This is a genomic window from Enterococcus sp. C76 (assembly GCF_040886985.1).
GTDB classification, from domain to species: domain Bacteria; phylum Bacillota; class Bacilli; order Lactobacillales; family Enterococcaceae; genus Enterococcus_B; species Enterococcus_B lactis.
Window position 1 is genome coordinate 168,716 of the sequence record NZ_JBFOEY010000001.1, and the last position, 15,545, is coordinate 184,260.

The 15,545-nt window shown below is 38.3% G+C and carries 11 protein-coding genes and 1 pseudogene; 6 read left to right on the forward strand and 6 right to left on the reverse strand.

Going from position 1 to position 15,545, the window contains the following annotated elements; translation table 11 throughout:
- The 3 genes and pseudogenes from AB3I00_RS00870 to AB3I00_RS00880 form a co-directional block, all read right to left on the reverse strand.
- Positions 1-2,172 (reverse strand): annotated as a pseudogene (locus AB3I00_RS00870) (DUF4129 domain-containing transglutaminase family protein).
- Positions 2,162-3,235: a DUF58 domain-containing protein gene (locus AB3I00_RS00875; protein ID WP_368024608.1), complete on the reverse strand. Its 1,074-nt coding sequence runs from the start codon at positions 3,233-3,235 to the stop codon at positions 2,162-2,164. Before AB3I00_RS00875 ends, AB3I00_RS00870 begins: the two are co-directional and overlap by 11 nt.
- 3 nt (positions 3,236-3,238) lie before the next feature.
- Positions 3,239-4,183 (reverse strand): AAA family ATPase, encoded by a 945-nt coding sequence (locus tag AB3I00_RS00880; protein WP_368024609.1) that lies wholly within the window; start codon positions 4,181-4,183, stop codon positions 3,239-3,241.
- Between the two features lie 257 nt (positions 4,184-4,440).
- Between AB3I00_RS00880 and AB3I00_RS00885 the strand changes: the two genes are divergently transcribed.
- Together AB3I00_RS00885 and AB3I00_RS00890 are read left to right on the forward strand one after the other, a co-directional pair.
- Positions 4,441-5,733 (forward strand): hypothetical protein, encoded by a 1,293-nt coding sequence (locus AB3I00_RS00885; protein ID WP_002316391.1) that lies wholly within the window; start codon positions 4,441-4,443, stop codon positions 5,731-5,733.
- Between the two features lie 73 nt (positions 5,734-5,806).
- Positions 5,807-6,382, forward strand: coding sequence for a hypothetical protein (locus AB3I00_RS00890; protein ID WP_002291618.1), 576 nt, complete (start codon positions 5,807-5,809; stop codon positions 6,380-6,382).
- A 64-nt stretch (positions 6,383-6,446) separates the two neighbouring features.
- On the opposite strand, the gene AB3I00_RS00895 is transcribed toward AB3I00_RS00890, so the two are convergent.
- A complete protein-coding gene (locus AB3I00_RS00895) occupies positions 6,447-6,812 on the reverse strand; it encodes a hypothetical protein (protein ID WP_002308708.1) in 366 nt (121 codons plus the stop codon).
- Positions 6,813-7,019: 207 nt separating this feature from the next.
- Here AB3I00_RS00895 and AB3I00_RS00900 point away from each other — a divergent pair, with 207 nt between their 5' ends.
- The 4 genes from AB3I00_RS00900 to AB3I00_RS00915 all read left to right on the forward strand — a co-directional run bounded on the left by AB3I00_RS00900 (position 7,020) and on the right by AB3I00_RS00915 (position 12,960).
- Positions 7,020-7,502, forward strand: coding sequence for a hypothetical protein (locus AB3I00_RS00900; RefSeq protein WP_002291615.1), 483 nt, complete (start codon positions 7,020-7,022; stop codon positions 7,500-7,502).
- A gap of 194 nt (positions 7,503-7,696) precedes the next feature.
- Positions 7,697-8,587 carry a phosphate ABC transporter substrate-binding protein PstS family protein gene (locus AB3I00_RS00905; protein WP_368024610.1) on the forward strand — a complete coding sequence of 297 codons (891 nt, stop codon included), beginning with the start codon at positions 7,697-7,699 and terminating at the stop codon, positions 8,585-8,587.
- Between the two features lie 250 nt (positions 8,588-8,837).
- The gene (locus tag AB3I00_RS00910; RefSeq protein ID WP_368024611.1) at positions 8,838-11,306 is read left to right on the forward strand and encodes a cation-translocating P-type ATPase; all 2,469 of its coding nucleotides are present in this window, start codon (positions 8,838-8,840) and stop codon (positions 11,304-11,306) included.
- A 184-nt stretch (positions 11,307-11,490) separates the two neighbouring features.
- The gene (locus AB3I00_RS00915) at positions 11,491-12,960 is read left to right on the forward strand and encodes a C69 family dipeptidase (protein ID WP_368024612.1); all 1,470 of its coding nucleotides are present in this window, start codon (positions 11,491-11,493) and stop codon (positions 12,958-12,960) included.
- Between the two features lie 94 nt (positions 12,961-13,054).
- Here AB3I00_RS00915 and AB3I00_RS00920 read toward each other — a convergent pair whose 3' ends face one another.
- Both AB3I00_RS00920 and AB3I00_RS00925 read right to left on the reverse strand, forming a co-directional pair.
- Positions 13,055-14,794, reverse strand: coding sequence for an ATP-binding protein (locus AB3I00_RS00920; RefSeq protein ID WP_368024613.1), 1,740 nt, complete (start codon positions 14,792-14,794; stop codon positions 13,055-13,057).
- The gene (locus tag AB3I00_RS00925; protein ID WP_002291606.1) at positions 14,791-15,495 is read right to left on the reverse strand and encodes a response regulator transcription factor; all 705 of its coding nucleotides are present in this window, start codon (positions 15,493-15,495) and stop codon (positions 14,791-14,793) included. Before AB3I00_RS00925 ends, AB3I00_RS00920 begins: the two co-directional genes overlap by 4 nt.
- Positions 15,496-15,545: the final 50 nt, after the last annotated feature.

Below are 15,545 nucleotides of genomic sequence, written 5' to 3' on the forward strand. Positions count from 1 at the left end.
TTATTTTTTGAAGCTGCTCCCTTTTGTCATAACCTTTTTGTATACCGTTTTTCTTATTATATGCGTTAGTTCTAAATAGGTTTTTTTATCAAATTTTACCGGATCTGCTTGTCGCCCATATATTTCTGCTTCATATTGAGCAGTTAATCGAATGAAACGTTGATCTAGATTGAATGTTTGTTCTATTCGTTGGCTGTATGCCTGCAAAGATTCTGCGAGGGTGCGCGGTACCAGTGTTTCCAAATGGTGGAGAAGTTTTTGATACGCAACCGCATTAGTAGAAGCAAAAAAATGAAGATAGATAAGATAACTTGTCCAGCGCAGAGATTTTCTAAATAACAATAGAAAGAACAACAAGACGGATAAACACACCCCAAGGCTGAATAAGACGATTTTATAAGACGGTGTGAGCGTCGTGTTATCTGACGAAATAGTCGCAGGTCTCTCACTCGTAATAGTTTCTGCTATATTTTCGCTTTCTTTTGGTTGTTCTTCAGCAGATTGGACGGTTTCTGTTGTTTCAGCGGCTGGTTGTGAAACAGTTGGATTGGCAAATGAAGGGGTTGGTTCAAATGGAAGCCAGCCAAACCCAGGAAAGTACACCTCTGGCCAAGAATGAGCATGACTATTGAGAATGCTGTATTCCTCATTTCCTTGCTCATCTGTACCTGTTCTAATCCCATCCGTAAAACCTTTTGTCCACCGAGCAGGGATGCCTAGTGTGCGAAGAAGGACGACCATAGAAGTTGAAAAGTTGTCACAATAGCCGACTTTTGAATCGAAGAGGAAATAATCTACATAATCGCGTTCTTTAGGCGTATGTCCGGTATCCGTTTTGGAATAGCGAAAATTCCCGCTTGTTTTCAAATACTGTTCGACAGCTTCGACTTTACGAATTAAAGTTGCTTCATTTTTGGTCAATTCGATCGCCAAGTCCTCAATGCGTTGAGGCAACCCTTTCGGCAACTGAAGATTTGTCTGTTGATTTTCTAAATCATCGGCCGCTAACTGACTGCTTTTTAATTCTTCTCTCGTAAAAGCTAATCTTTCTGTTTGTAAGGACGCCAATCGCGTCGATTCATTCGGGACAGGGATGAATCGTTGGCTTTCAGGCAAATAGTAAAGCGTTTGTCCACTGGCTAATGAAAAATCAGTCAAGGCAGTATTTCCATATGGATAAGGTAAGAAAGCTTGGTTTTTTAGCGTCAATGTAATGTTTTCTTTTTCTTCCATAACTGTTTGGTAGCTTGTGATATCAACAGGAAATTCTTGGATTGGTTGGATGGGTGCATCCGGATCTTCTACCCATCCAGAACCGGTGTAATGATTCTTATTTTCTATCTTTCAATAGCCGTTTACTTTCTGGTTCGCTGTAAAAACAACTTCACCATTATCATACAATGGACCACCAAGTTGTTCATCATTTTCACTGAAACCCGTTCTGGCACTTCCGGTTAATTGGTACTCATGGAGTGTATCATAAAGCCCTTCATCATTAAGATATTCTCGGATCGGTTCACTCGTTTCCTCAAGAGATTGGTGTACTTTTGGGAGATATAAAGGCAAGATGGCGCTGAAAGTGAACAAACAAATAAGCAGGATCGTAGTAAACGACTGGAATCGAGCGTTTCCCGACAACAATCGGATGGCGAAAAATTGCCTTGCTGCCAAATATACGCATAAAACAGCTACTACCGCAATCATTTCGTACAATAGTTCTTTTTCCCGAAAAACGGTAAGCATCATGAAGTAAGCCATCAACGCAAGAAAGGGTGCATACCAATAGTCGTAATCCACGGTCAAAGTAATAAATAAATAGATCAACAACAATATGAGAAAAAAAGCTGTCTTTTCTGGTAAATAATGAAGTTTACCTTGGGATAGATGGAAGAATTCCTCTGTAACTGACGAAAAAAACTGTACGACCCATAATAAAGAAAATGTCTTTGAAGGAAAATAGGCAAACAAACAGCCAATCATTACTGGCAAAGAAAGCAGCAATCGTACCCATTTTTTAGAAATACAGCAGACAATAAGACATAGGATACCAATAGTTAGGATAAGAGGGGAGCTGTTTTGCAATTGATTAGCTGCTACAAATATCGGAGCACCTACACTTAGTATCATAAAGGAGTAAACGCCGCGCAGGTATTTTTCCCATTTAATCGTCAATCCATTCACCTCCTGGCAGTGAACATACCTTGTCTTTTTTTTGGATCATGATTTGTTTTTCTGCGAAATAAACAAGATAGACCGTTCGATCTTTCGACAATGTTTCGACAGCTTCTGAGACTTCAGGAGAATGCGCAGGAATAAAGAGGACCATTTGTTTTTTTGCATGTTTTTTCAAGTGTGCCAAAAAAGTTTTCTCATCTCCAGCGTTCAAAGAAGCAAAATAGGTATATCCAGGATCTTTGCCATGAAAGGTACGGTCGCCTAATATCAGAAGTTCCAGCTGATTTTCTTTTCTCAGATGCCATAAAGAAAAATACAAATCTAGCAGATGGTCAAATTTCAAGCTAGGTGAACCCCAAAAGCAAAGAAGCGGAGAATATTCTTCTTCTTGATACTCGTATTCGCGGTATAACCATTCTTGACTATGAGCAGACAATTTCCAATCGATTCGGTTAAAAGAATCGCCGGGGCGATAAGAGCGATGTTCTCGAAAATCAAGACCTTTTTGATACGCGTTCAGCTGTTGTTTTTTTTCCAGAACTCTTTGCAATGCTTCTGCTTGAGTCTTATGAAAAGCTGGAAGAACAGTCACAGGAAAAGAAAGCTCTCTTCTTGTCCTTTTTCTAAAAAGTCCTAGACTATCATAGGCTGTAAAAATGACGGTTAATGCTTCATGGAACCCTCTTTCTTTTGGTTGCCAAAGTACTTGGACTTCTTGCGGTTTATTTGTAAGGATCAATATTTCTTGTTTTTTTTCTGCAAAGATCTCTGGAAAGACGATCTGTAGACGAGGGAGAGGGAAAGAAAAAGCTCTCTTTTTGGCTATAGAAAAACTAATCTGTATACTTTTTTTACGATAAACGACTGGCTGGACTGTGCAAGTAACAGAAAGTTTCTTTAGAAAGGTGCTTAATGAAAACACACTCCATGATACATAAAGAGTAAAAAAGGCCAATAAGAACCACCCTAAAGAATTGTTGAATACAAGAGCAAAAAAGACAATGACGAAATATATCAGAAATAACACAAAATTAATGAAATAATCTTTGGCTTTTTCCATTATCTACCTCACGGGAATTGGAATTTGTGCAACAAGGGCATGGATCATTTGTGTCTTTTCGTCTTCCTTCAATGAACGATCGTAAAAAATCAAGCGGTGAGAAAAAACGAAAGGAACTAACTCCTGCAAATCTTTGGGCGTGACGTAATTTCTCCCATGGATCAACGCATAGGCTTTTGCTGCCTGAATAAAGGCAAGGCTTCCTCGTGGACTGATACCAAGCTGGATAGCAGAGTGGGTTCTTGTTGCGGATACTAACTGCAAGGCATAAGATGCCACTTCTGAGCTGACAAAGACATTCGCCACACTTGTTTTTATTTCTTCTATTTCATGACTGTTCAAGACGACCTTCAAATTATCCAACACTTTTTCAAATTTATCCAAAAGTAGCAGAAGTTCGTCGTCAAAAGAAGGATAACCAATTTGTAGTCGGAATAAAAAACGATCGAGCTGTGCTTCCGGCAAAGGATATGTTCCTTCATACTCGATTGGATTTTGTGTAGCTAAGACAAAAAAATGATTGTCTAGGGGGTATGTATTGTTGTCGATCGTTGCATGATTCTCTGCCATTGCTTCTAAAAGTGCTGACTGAGTACGGGGAGTCGTACGATTGATTTCATCTGCTAACAAGATCGTTGTAAAGATTGGCCCCGGACGAAATTCAAACTCTTTTGATTGTGAGTTATAGACGGAAAAGCCCAAAATATCACTAGGAAGAAGATCGGGTGTGCATTGGACTCTGCTAAAGGTTCCTTGCACAGCCTTTGCTAGTGCTTTGACTAGTAATGTTTTACCTACACCGGGAATATCTTCGAACAAGACATGACCACCTGCTAGCAGGGCAACGATCATCAATTGGATAGTAGAACGTTTACCGATGACCGCTTTTTCTAATTCTTGTATCAACTGATCGATTTTTTGTTTGGATTCTTCGATTTTAGCTTCCATTTTCACATCACCTTCTCATGAAATCACTATTTATTTTAATTGTAATGGAAGGGGATACATCCTACAAGTAAAGTGATTTTATTATGTTTTTTTAAAGTACATTTGTTTTAAAATGAGAATACAATTAAATTAAGTAAAATAAAAAATAATGAGAAAAATTTGCGTAATTAAGTAAATAGAAAGGGACTTTTTATCTTTTTAGAAAAGAGCCCTTTCTGATCAAACAATATGTTTAGAAACTAGGTGAGAGATGATCAATGAGATGGCAAAAACTATTATCAAAAAATGCACAGAATTTATTTTCACTAATCAACCTAATGAAAGATCTGATCTGGCGAAAAACGGATTTAGCTGAAGAACTGAAAATCGATGTCAAAACAGTTGATCGGCATCTAAAACGTTTGGCAGAAAGCGACTGTCCAATCCAACTGATTCTTCATAAGAAAACCGTTCAGTTAGTTTATGATCAAGGATATAGCGAACCTTACCTCCTTTTTGTTTTTCTGATCCAATCACCACCTTTTTGTCTACTGAAAAATCTGCTGTTGAATGAACCTTATGAACAGGAGTATGATCGTTCGACACAAGAGCGGTTGAGAAAATGGTTTGGTGAGTATCACCTTTCATTTTCTTATAAAAAAGCGCAGATCTTTGGTTCAGAAAGAAAAATACGGTACCTGCTATTTTGTTTCTTGAAAGATTTCCCCCATTTTTTTGCAGACGATGGAGAGCAATCCTTTTCAGAGACATTCATCCAATTATTGAAGCAACGAAAGGATCCGGCAGAAATCGAGATTTTAGGAGACAGTCGAACCCTTTTCTTTGAGTTGTTTCCAGAATTGCTTTTTAGAGAAGAGCAGATTTTGCCAATAAAAGAAAAAAATTATCTAGCGATTTTGCGCTTGAGCTGTAATCAGATTACTGAAAAACGGTGGGAACGGATAGAAGAGACACAAGACTATCGGAAATTGACGATCGTAACTGAAAAGCTTGACTCGCTGTTTTGGCTGAATAGTGAGTTTGAAAGTGGAAATAAGTCAAAACTGACAAAAGTACTTTACCAAGAATGGCTTCGTTATGTGATTGGTATCCATGACCGACTGGTGGAAGAAGAAGTTCGTTATTATCAGGAAACATTAGAAAAGTTTCCTAATTCCAAAGATAAACTCTATCAATTTCGTCTAGCAATCCAACAAGCACTTGCACACCCCGCAGTTGAATGGGGAATGCTTTTACTTAAGACACTCCAAGAACGGGGGTATTTAGATGTCCATCCTCCTGAAGTGAAAATCGTCTTTTTTTTTCGTTATGAACATCAGGAAGCAAGAAGACTTGCCGGGGTACTGAACAAAACCCTAAGACATCGAAAACGGATCTCGATCCATGTTTGCACTCGAAATAAGCCACCTCGTTATGCAGATCTAGTGATTACGGATCATTTTTTTCCATTAGACCATAATGAAGATCAAAAAACGTATCTGTACCATCCTTCATTTGGTATTGAAAGACTACTTACGGATATCAATTACTGGTTAGGGAAAAACCGATAAAACCTTTGGAAAACAGATCAAAACAAGTCAGTCTATGCTATAATAAAAAGCGATTAGTAAAGGAGGAAATCCATTGGAATTAAAGAAATTAGAAGTTCCCACATCTTCGATCACAGAAGTAAAACGATCGCCGATGGATGTATTTGCTCAAGCGCGAGACGCGGGAACTGGCGTATATATATTTAATCGGGAAAAAGTAGCTGGTGTGATGCTGACCCAAGAACAATACGAAACGCTCTTGCAAGAACTAGATGTCCTTCGTCAAACAGTGAAAGAGGAACTGAAAGAACCAAAGGAAAAAGAAATACATGAAGAATCTGTCAATAAAACAGCTTCCGTCGTATCCAATGCTGAAGGGATGGAAGAGTTGGCTCAAACATTACAGCACTCGCTTATTACGGGTGTGACGATTACAGCAAAAAATCTAGATGAACGAATGGTCGCACTTGGTTTTATTACGAAAAAAACCGGATTTGGCGGGGTCGTGGATATGCTCAGCGAATTGATGAAAACCGGGAAAATCAATTACCAGCTAAGAAGAAAACCGCAAAATCGGACCATCATCGCTGAAATCATAGGGGAGCAAAACAGTCAATCCCAATTGATGGATAAGATCATTATCAAAAAAATTTTTCTACATGAATTATAAGAAAACCCTATATGTACAAAAAGAAGAAAAACAGCTTCTCTTTGTACATATAGGGTTTGTTTTTTTAGGGATGCCGTGCTTTTTTATAAGATAAGGCTACCGCCCATAACGACCCAAGGATTTGTGGAACTAAGTAAATGCCAGCTAGAATCAAAATCAGTTGGGTCGGTTTTAAAGGATGATAAAAGTAACGCCATTCAGCAAAATTGACGCAAAACAAATAGGAAGTGACAGTAGATATAATATTGGCGATAAATAAAGATAAAATACGCCTGCTTTTTTGGAAATAATACCCAGCAAAAAGAGATAAAAATATCAACGTGATGAATCCGCTTACGGAATGATAATGGAAATCAAGCAGTAAAGCGAAATGCACATAAGGAACAAAAGATAAAAGCAATGGAAGATTCTTCCAACACGTTTTTATCATATTTTGTCACCACCTAACAAGTGTTATTATTTTGTTAGTTTTATTGTAAATTGAATCATATAATAATCAATTACTTTTTCATTATTTCTAGATTAAATGAATAAACTCTCATGCCATTATCTCTAAAAAAAAAGTTTTTCCCCCTAATTTTTTTAGATAGAAAATTGTATAGTATGATGAAAGAAAAATTGGTTTGGGGGAACATTGATGAGAAGAAAAGCAGTAATCGATCGGCTTTATTTATTTTTTTGGTTTTTTCCTATCGTTTTGCTACCTTTTACATGGGTAAATGCTGTTGTGCAAGGTGCCGAGATATTAGGGCTGATCCAAGGAAGTGGATTTGTGGTTTCTAGAAATTTTCCAGCTTTGACTGTTTTTTACTTAGTGATAAGTGTAGGTCTATTACTGCCAAAATCTCTGATCAATCATTATAATTGGCAGCTGCTTTATTTTTCTTGTTTACTCATATTCACATCTATGTTTTCCTTGTTGCCTCGCATGATCATCGGTCCTAATGGTTTGAGCGAGAGCGGACTGAAGGATTCAGCATATCCCTCCATGTATTTCTTGACCATTAAACCGTGTTTCTATTTAGTCATTGTCTCATTTATTCTTGCGACATTCTTTTACTTCTGGACAGAGATCCGGATAAAAAGTGAACGATCTGTATCTATAAAAAATAACCGTTGATGGTGAATCATCGGTAACAAGCATATGAGCGGCGGAAAACGCCTGTTTCTCATATGCTTTTTTATTATCGTGTAAAGATTCTAAAAAACGTTTACATGATTTTTACATAACTTAACTATATTTTTACAGCAACCATACGAGGGATTTACAGTCGACTGATAAACTTTAGTTGTAAATAAGAAAGGAGCAATAAAATGAAAAAAGTATTGTTTACTCTAGGTATGATGGGAATTCTTTTAGCCGGATGCGGCTCAGGATCAGGAAATACAGATGGCTCTGCCACACAAAATAATTCAAGTGCCTCAAATGAACAAGTAAAAATCGTTGCGGTAGGTTCGACAGCATTGCAGCCTTTGGTCGATGCAGCGCAAGAAAGCTTTGTACAAGAAAATCCGAATTATCAAATCTCTGTACAAGGAGGAGGAAGCGGAACTGGGTTGAGCCAAGTCGAAGCTGGAGCAGTTACTATCGGAAACTCTGATGTATTTGCAGAAGAAAGAGACGGGATCGATGCTTCTAAACTAGTGGATCATAAAGTAGCAGTAGTTGGGATGGCACCCATCGTCAACAAAGATACAGGTGTCAAAGATATCACAAAACAGGAATTGATTGATATCTTTACAGGAAAAATCACTAATTGGAATGAAGTTGGCGGGAAAGATCAAAAGATCAACGTTGTGAACCGTGCAAACGGCAGCGGTACCCGTGCGACATTTGAAAAATGGGGATTAGATGGTGCCACACCTATACAGTCCCAAGAACAAGACTCATCAGGAACTGTTCGGCAGCTTGTAAGTCAAACACCAGGAGCAATCAGCTATTTAGCCTTCTCATATCTCGATGATTCCACACAAGCACTAAGTATCGACGGTGTAGAACCAAAAGAAGAGAATGTAGCAGATAACAGCTGGAAAATCTGGTCCTATGAACATATGTACACGAACGGAAAACCTTCCCCTGAAGTCCAAAAATTCTTAGACTACATGATGACAGAAGAAATCCAAGAAGGACCTGTCAAAGAATTGGGCTATTTACCAATCACAATGATGAAAGTAGAACGTGACCACGAAGGAAATATCAAATAACTAGCAGATAAATATGCTACAGTTATCGTGACTATCAAGGAAAAATAAATTATGTTTCCCCGCATATAGATTTTTCCTTTAATTGAGAAAAAGAGCGACGACAGTTCTATGTCGTCGCTCTTTTTTTGCTATATGACAGGAATGAAAGGTGTATGCAAGCTTAATATGAGGAACACTTTTCATATCTGTTCTATACTGGATAGGAGAAGTTTGTAAATATCCAGAAAACGAAATTGATCGAGGTAGCCACATGAAGAATAAATGGACAAATCGAAGTAAAAAAAAGAAAAGAACACAAAAATCATCTGACAAAGTTATCCGTCTTTTTCCCTCGTATAAAGAAGGATTGACAGCAGAACAAGTCAAGGAACGAATAGAAAAAGGTGCAGCAAACGATTCAGTTGATCCCACATTCAAAACAAACCAGCAAATTATATTGGAAAATATTTTTACGTATTTCAATTTAATCTTTCTTATCTTAGCCATTTTGCTTTGCCTAGTAGAATCTTATAAAAACTTGACCTTTTTACCAGTTATCATAGCCAATACAGGAATCGCTATCTTTCAGGAAATTCGATCCAAAAAAATCTTGGATGAATTGAATGTATTGAATACAGCAAAAGTCAATGTCATAAGAGAGGGGATAGAGCAAACAGTAGATATAGAAAACCTTGTATTAGATGACATTGTTATTCTAGAGACTGGACATCAGATTCCAGCAGATGCAGAGGTCGTGGAAGGAAAACTGCAAGTCAACGAGGCTTTATTAACAGGTGAAGCAGATGAGATAACCAAAGAAATAGGTGATCCATTGATGTCCGGCAGTTTCGTTGTTTTCGGAAAAGCTTACGCCCGATTAGACAAAGTCGGAGCGGATTCGTATATTTCCCAATTGACAGTCAAAGCCAAGACAATGGGAGAAGGAGAACAGTCGGAGATGATTGCTTCTCTTAATCAATTGATCAAATGGATTGGGATCATCATTATTCCTATCGGTATTCTGCTTTTTTCTCAAAGTTACTTTTTTAATGGAAACACGATGAAAGAAAGTGTCGTCGCAATGGAAGCAGCATTGATCGGTATGATACCTGAAGGACTGTACTTGCTAACGACGATCGCATTAGCATTAAGTGCGACTAAACTAGCAAAGCAAAGAGTTCTTTTACACAATATGAAAAGCATTGAGACATTGGCAAGAGTAAATGTCCTTTGTGTAGATAAAACAGGAACGATCACCGAAAACAAAATGTCTGTCCAAAAAGTGATTGTCTCTAAAAAACAAGAAATAATCAGCCAATCAGATCAACTGGAAGAGCGCATTGCTGACTATGCAAAAGCGATGGCAGGAGACAATGCAACAATGGAAGCTGTCAAAGAATACTTTACAAAAACCACTGATCAATCCTATCACCAGGTCATTCCTTTTTCTTCTGTCCAAAAATTCAGCAGTGTAGCGTTGGAAGACAAGGTATATGTTTTAGGAGCACCCGAAATGGTTTTGCGAGATCAGTTGCCGGAATATGCGGAAGAGTTTGTTTCTTTCGCTGAAAAAGGCTATCGCGTGTTGGTCTTTGGTGTGTACGATGGGATTCTTGAAGAACCAGTATTGACGGAGGCAGTCACACCATTAGGCTATATCCTGATCGCTAATCCTATCAGAAAAGAAGCAAGAGCCACATTCGATTACTTCAAAAAACAGCAAGTAGCCATCAAAGTGATTTCTGGAGATAATCCGCTCACCGTATCTAATGTAGCTGTCCAAGCAGGGATTTCACATGCTGATCAGTACGTTGATGCGTCTAAATTATCAGAAGAAGAATATGAAGCAGCTGTCGAAAAATATACAGTTTTTGGACGCGTCAAGCCAGAACAAAAGAAAATCTTCGTTCAATTGCTAAAGCGTAACAATACAGTAGCTATGACAGGTGATGGCGTGAATGACATTCTAGCCATGAAAGAAGCAGACTGCAGTATAGCGATGGCTTCTGGCAATGAAGCCGCCATGCAGGCCTCACAAGTGGTCTTGCTTGATTCTGACTTTTCACGCATGCCGGAAGTTGTTGCAGAAGGACGGCGCGTCGTGAACAATATTGAGCGATCAGCCAGCTTGTTTTTAGTGAAGAATATTTTCTCCTTTTTGCTTTCGCTGTTTTCAGTCATCTTTGCTTTGACCTATCCTTTAGAACCATCACAGATCACACTGATTAGTTTGTTTACGATCGGACTCCCATCTTTCTTGCTTGCTCTAGAAGAAAACAAAAAGCGAATCAGAGGGAAATTCATCATGAATGTGATGGAAAAGGCTGTGCCAGGTGGACTGACAGATATGATCGTAGTCGGTGCGTTGGTGATCTGCGGGGTGACTTTGAATCTAAATAAAACAGATGTTTCTACAGCATCTACTATGCTTTTGATTGCAGTAGGATTTCTCGTTCTCTATAAAATCTGTTCACCGCTGAATAAGTTCAGAAGTCAGATCATTCTTTTCTGTGCTAGCGGTATCTTTTTTTCGGTGGTTTTTTTGCATAAACTGTTTTCAATCACCGGTATCTCAGCTGTATCGCTTTTGCTATTGAGCATTCTATTTTTCTCGGCAGATTCGATCTTTAGGCATTTGACTACATTGGTAGAATATTTGTTTGAACGTAAAAATGAAAAAGAGCCGGAGATAATAAATAAATTGCCTCGGTTCCTTCGATTATTCAAAAGAAATAAATGACTAATAAGATAAAAGAAGCTTAAAAAATACATTAACCAAAAAATTGTATTTTCTAAGCTTCTTTCTGTATAAAAAACAAAGCAAATTTTTATCTAGAACTTATAGAAAACCAATTAAATCTTTACTTCAGGTGTCCTATAATCATTTTGAAAGCGTTTTTATAAAATTGGGAGGGATGCTTCAAATGAAAAATAGAAGATTGCTTCAATTTAGTTTATTTTTAGGTGTACTGTATGGGATTTTCTTATCCGTTTCCATTGATGCTTGTACGACGGTTTTAGTAGGAAAAAATGCTTCAGTAGATGGATCAACGATGATTGCTAGAAATGAAGATCTGAACACGGCTTGGTCCAAACACTTTGTTGTCAGAAAAGAAAATACGAATCCTTCACATTTTGTATCAAAAGGGAATGGATTTACCCTTGATCTTCCGAAAGAACAGCTGAAGTACACAGCGACCCCAGAATGGGATACGTCAGAAGGATTATTTGAAGAAGATGGTATCAATAGCAAGAACGTTGCAATGAGCGCTACTGAATCAGCTACGACAAAGGAAGAGATATTGAAAAAAGATCCATATACTGCGCATGGTATCGCAGAAGACTCTATGTTGACAGTGACCCTTCCTTATATTGATTCAGCAAGAGCAGGAGTAGAACGATTAGGAAAAATCGTTGCTAAGCAAGGAGCTGCGGAGACAAATGGTGTGATTTTCTCTGATAAAAATGAAATCTGGTATATGGAGATACTTAGTGGTCATCAGTGGGCAGCTGTCAAAGTTCCAGATGACTGTTATGCAGTTATTCCTAATATGTTGTCAATTGATTCATTTGATTTGAAGGACAAAGATTCTTATCTTTGTTCAGCAGATTTAGAATCTTTTTTAGAAAAGAATCAACTGATAAATACGAAACGGGATATTTCTTTAAGAGACATATTTGCAGATAAGTCAAAGGATGAAAAATACAATCTTCCTAGGATATGGGATGCACAGAGAAAACTGACACCTTCAAAGAAACAAAAAATAACAGACCGTTCATTTGAGATGTTCGTCAAACCAGATAAACCTATTTCAATTGCAGAAACAGCTTATATCATGACATTACACTTTAATGGTACTGAATATGATACCATCGAAGGGACAAAGCCAGATAAGTATCGTCCAATCTCTGTGCCGAATACGATGGAATCTCATATTCTACAGATAAGAAACAATGTACCAGAAGAAATCAGTGGTATCCATTGGTTAGCGTTGGGGATTCCTGATACAAGCAATTATATACCATTTTATAGCAATATAAGCGAGACACCCAAAGCTTATCAAAAAGGAACAGATATGCCAGATGATATTTCTGCTTACTGGACATATCGGTTGACGAACATCTTGACGAAGCCATACTATAGTGATTTCAAGAAAAATATTACTTTACCAACTCGCCAAAAAGTTCGAGACCATCTATCGAAAGAGTTAGCAAGTACAGACCAACAAGCAAGAGAATTAATAGTAAATCATCCCGAAAAATTAACGGATTATTTGAATCAAAAAACACAAAGTTTTGCTGATTATGCTATAGATGCTTATCAGAAAATGAACCAGGAGCTGATTGTAAAGATGTCAGAAAAGACAGCTACACATCATGACAAAGATTTATAACATGTGGCTCAGCGTTTTTAGCTAATAAAAAGCCTGCTTTTCAGCGTAGTAGATGATCGTTAGACATCTAAACATTGCTGCAAGCAGGCCTTATTTAATTGCTTTTCGGAATGGTAACGGTGAAAGTCGAACCTGTTCCAAGATGACTGTCTACAGTAATCGTCCCATGAAGGAGTTGCACGTAGTCTTTTACAATCGCTAACCCTAGTCCGGTCCCGCCTGAATGTCGGCTTCGCGCCTTGTCTACGCGGTAAAAACGCTCAAAGATCCGTTCCTGATCCTCAATGTCGATACCTATACCAAAATCTTGGACAGAAAACGATAATTCATCTGTTGCCTGATAACGGATAATGATCTTGCTGTCGTTTTTTGAGTATTGGACAGCATTTTCAATCAGGTTTTTGAGGATTGGATAAAGGATATCTGTTTTAGTAGTAAACGGTTCGTTCTTTCCAATCAATCGAATCGTCAACCGTTTCTTTTCGATGATTGGCTGATAATTTTGAACGATTTGCTGGAAATAAGGTTCTGTATAAATCGTCTGGATCTCGTAAGAATTCTCACCGTCTTTTGACAGCTGGATGATTTCCCGAATCAATTTATCTAACCGAATCGCATCTTTTTGCATGATCTCAAGAAAAGAAGTCAGAGTTTGCGGGTCATCTTTTGCACCATCCAGTAAAGTCTCGGTAAAACCAATCAGTGAAGTCACAGGAGTTTTTAATTCGTGGGAGACGTTGCCAACGAAATCTTTTTGTAGCTTTTCTAAACGTCGCACTTTCGTTAAGTCATACGCCACCCCTAGAATCTGTCCGGTACCTTCTGAATTAGTAAAGTAGCGCAAACTCAAGTCTAATGTCTGTCGTCCTTCAGTGATGGTGATCTCCTGATGGATCAGCGGATGCTCAGGAGTCACTTGGTGAATCAGCTGAATGAGTTTTGGCTCTTGGATGACTTCTGTGTACCGTTGTTCAGGTTCATAGCTGGTCACGTTTAAATGCAACTGCATCTTTGGATTAAGCAGTAGTAAACGAGAATCAGCATCATCAATCAGGAATACGCCTATCATCAGTTCATTTAATAATGTGTACAATTGTTCTTCTGTTGTAGTATACGCTCGATACATCTTACTCATTTGTTCGCTCAGCGCATTGATCGTCTGATACAATTCCTCCCATTGGTCAGGTGTCTGCATGATTACTTCTGCTTGGTTTGGATTTTGTACCATTTTTCTAAGAACAGGCAGGACAGTTTTCAAAGGCTGATTTTTTTGGTAGATCAGGTAATAGATCATTCCTGCAAGAACAAGGAAGAAAGACAGAAAGAAGAAAAAGACCCAACGGCGAAAACTTTCCGTTCTCGGTAAAAATCCGCTTGTCGGTTCTGCGATACGTAAAATGGCTTCTAACTGGCCTCCTTTTTTGACTGGTAATGCGACGTATAAAAGATCCTCATTCAAAGTAGTACTTTTGCGCAAAGCGCTACCTAGGTTCCCACCATTCAATACAGCTTTTATTTCTGGACGAGAACTTCGCTGTTCATTCAATGTTTCATTGTTTGTGTCAAATAAGATTTTTCCAGTAGCATCCATTAAAGTGATCCGTTCGTTCGACTGATGGACGAATTCTTCCAAAGCAGTTTTGTTTTGCGCCGCTTGGAGGTTTTCGACATCTAATTGCCGGATCAGTAGTTGTGCTTTTTTTGTCAGGTAGCTTTCTTGCTGTTCGACGATCTGTTGTTGGAAATAATGGGAGATCAATTGCCAACCACCAAAAAATAAACTAATCAAAAGAATAAGAAAGAAGAGACGTTCATAAACTTTTTTCCATTTCATCGTTTTGGTTCCTGAAACTTATAGCCAAATCCTCTAACAGTCACCAAGTACTTTGGATGTTTTGGATCTCGCTCGATTTTTTCTCGCAAATGACTAACGTGCACATCTACGATTCGGCTTTGTCCTGCGAAGTCAAAATTCCAAATGCGGTCTAGCAATGTGTCGCGATCGATCACGCGGTCTTTTCGTTTCATGAAATAAACGAGTAATTCAAATTCTTTCGGTGTGAGTTCAATCAGATGATCGTCTACGGTGACTTGATAATTGGTCAAATCAGCAGTGATTTGTCCAATCGATAGATATTCAGGTTCAGCTTCATCTTTTGATTGCTTACGAGGTTCGATCCGTCTGAATATGGCTTTCATACGGGCTAATACTTCACGTGGACTAAATGGTTTGGTCAAATAGTCGTCAGCACCTATCTCCAGACCAATGATCCGATCCACTTGATCATCTTTAGCCGTCAGCATCAAAATCGGTGTTTCATTTTTTTCTTGACGCAGCCGCTGAGTGATCTCCATGCCATCCATCGTTGGAAGCATCACATCTAAAATGATGAAATCAAATGATTGTTCTAATGCTAATTCTAATCCTTCGCCTCCATCTGCGGCACTGGTTACCTTATAGCCTTCTTTTTCCAAATTGAACGTCAAGAGCGTCACAATAGAAGGTTCATCATCAACAACTAGTATTTTTTTCATTCAAATCTCCTTTAAATAGGTTTCATTCTGTTTATATTTTAGCATAGAAT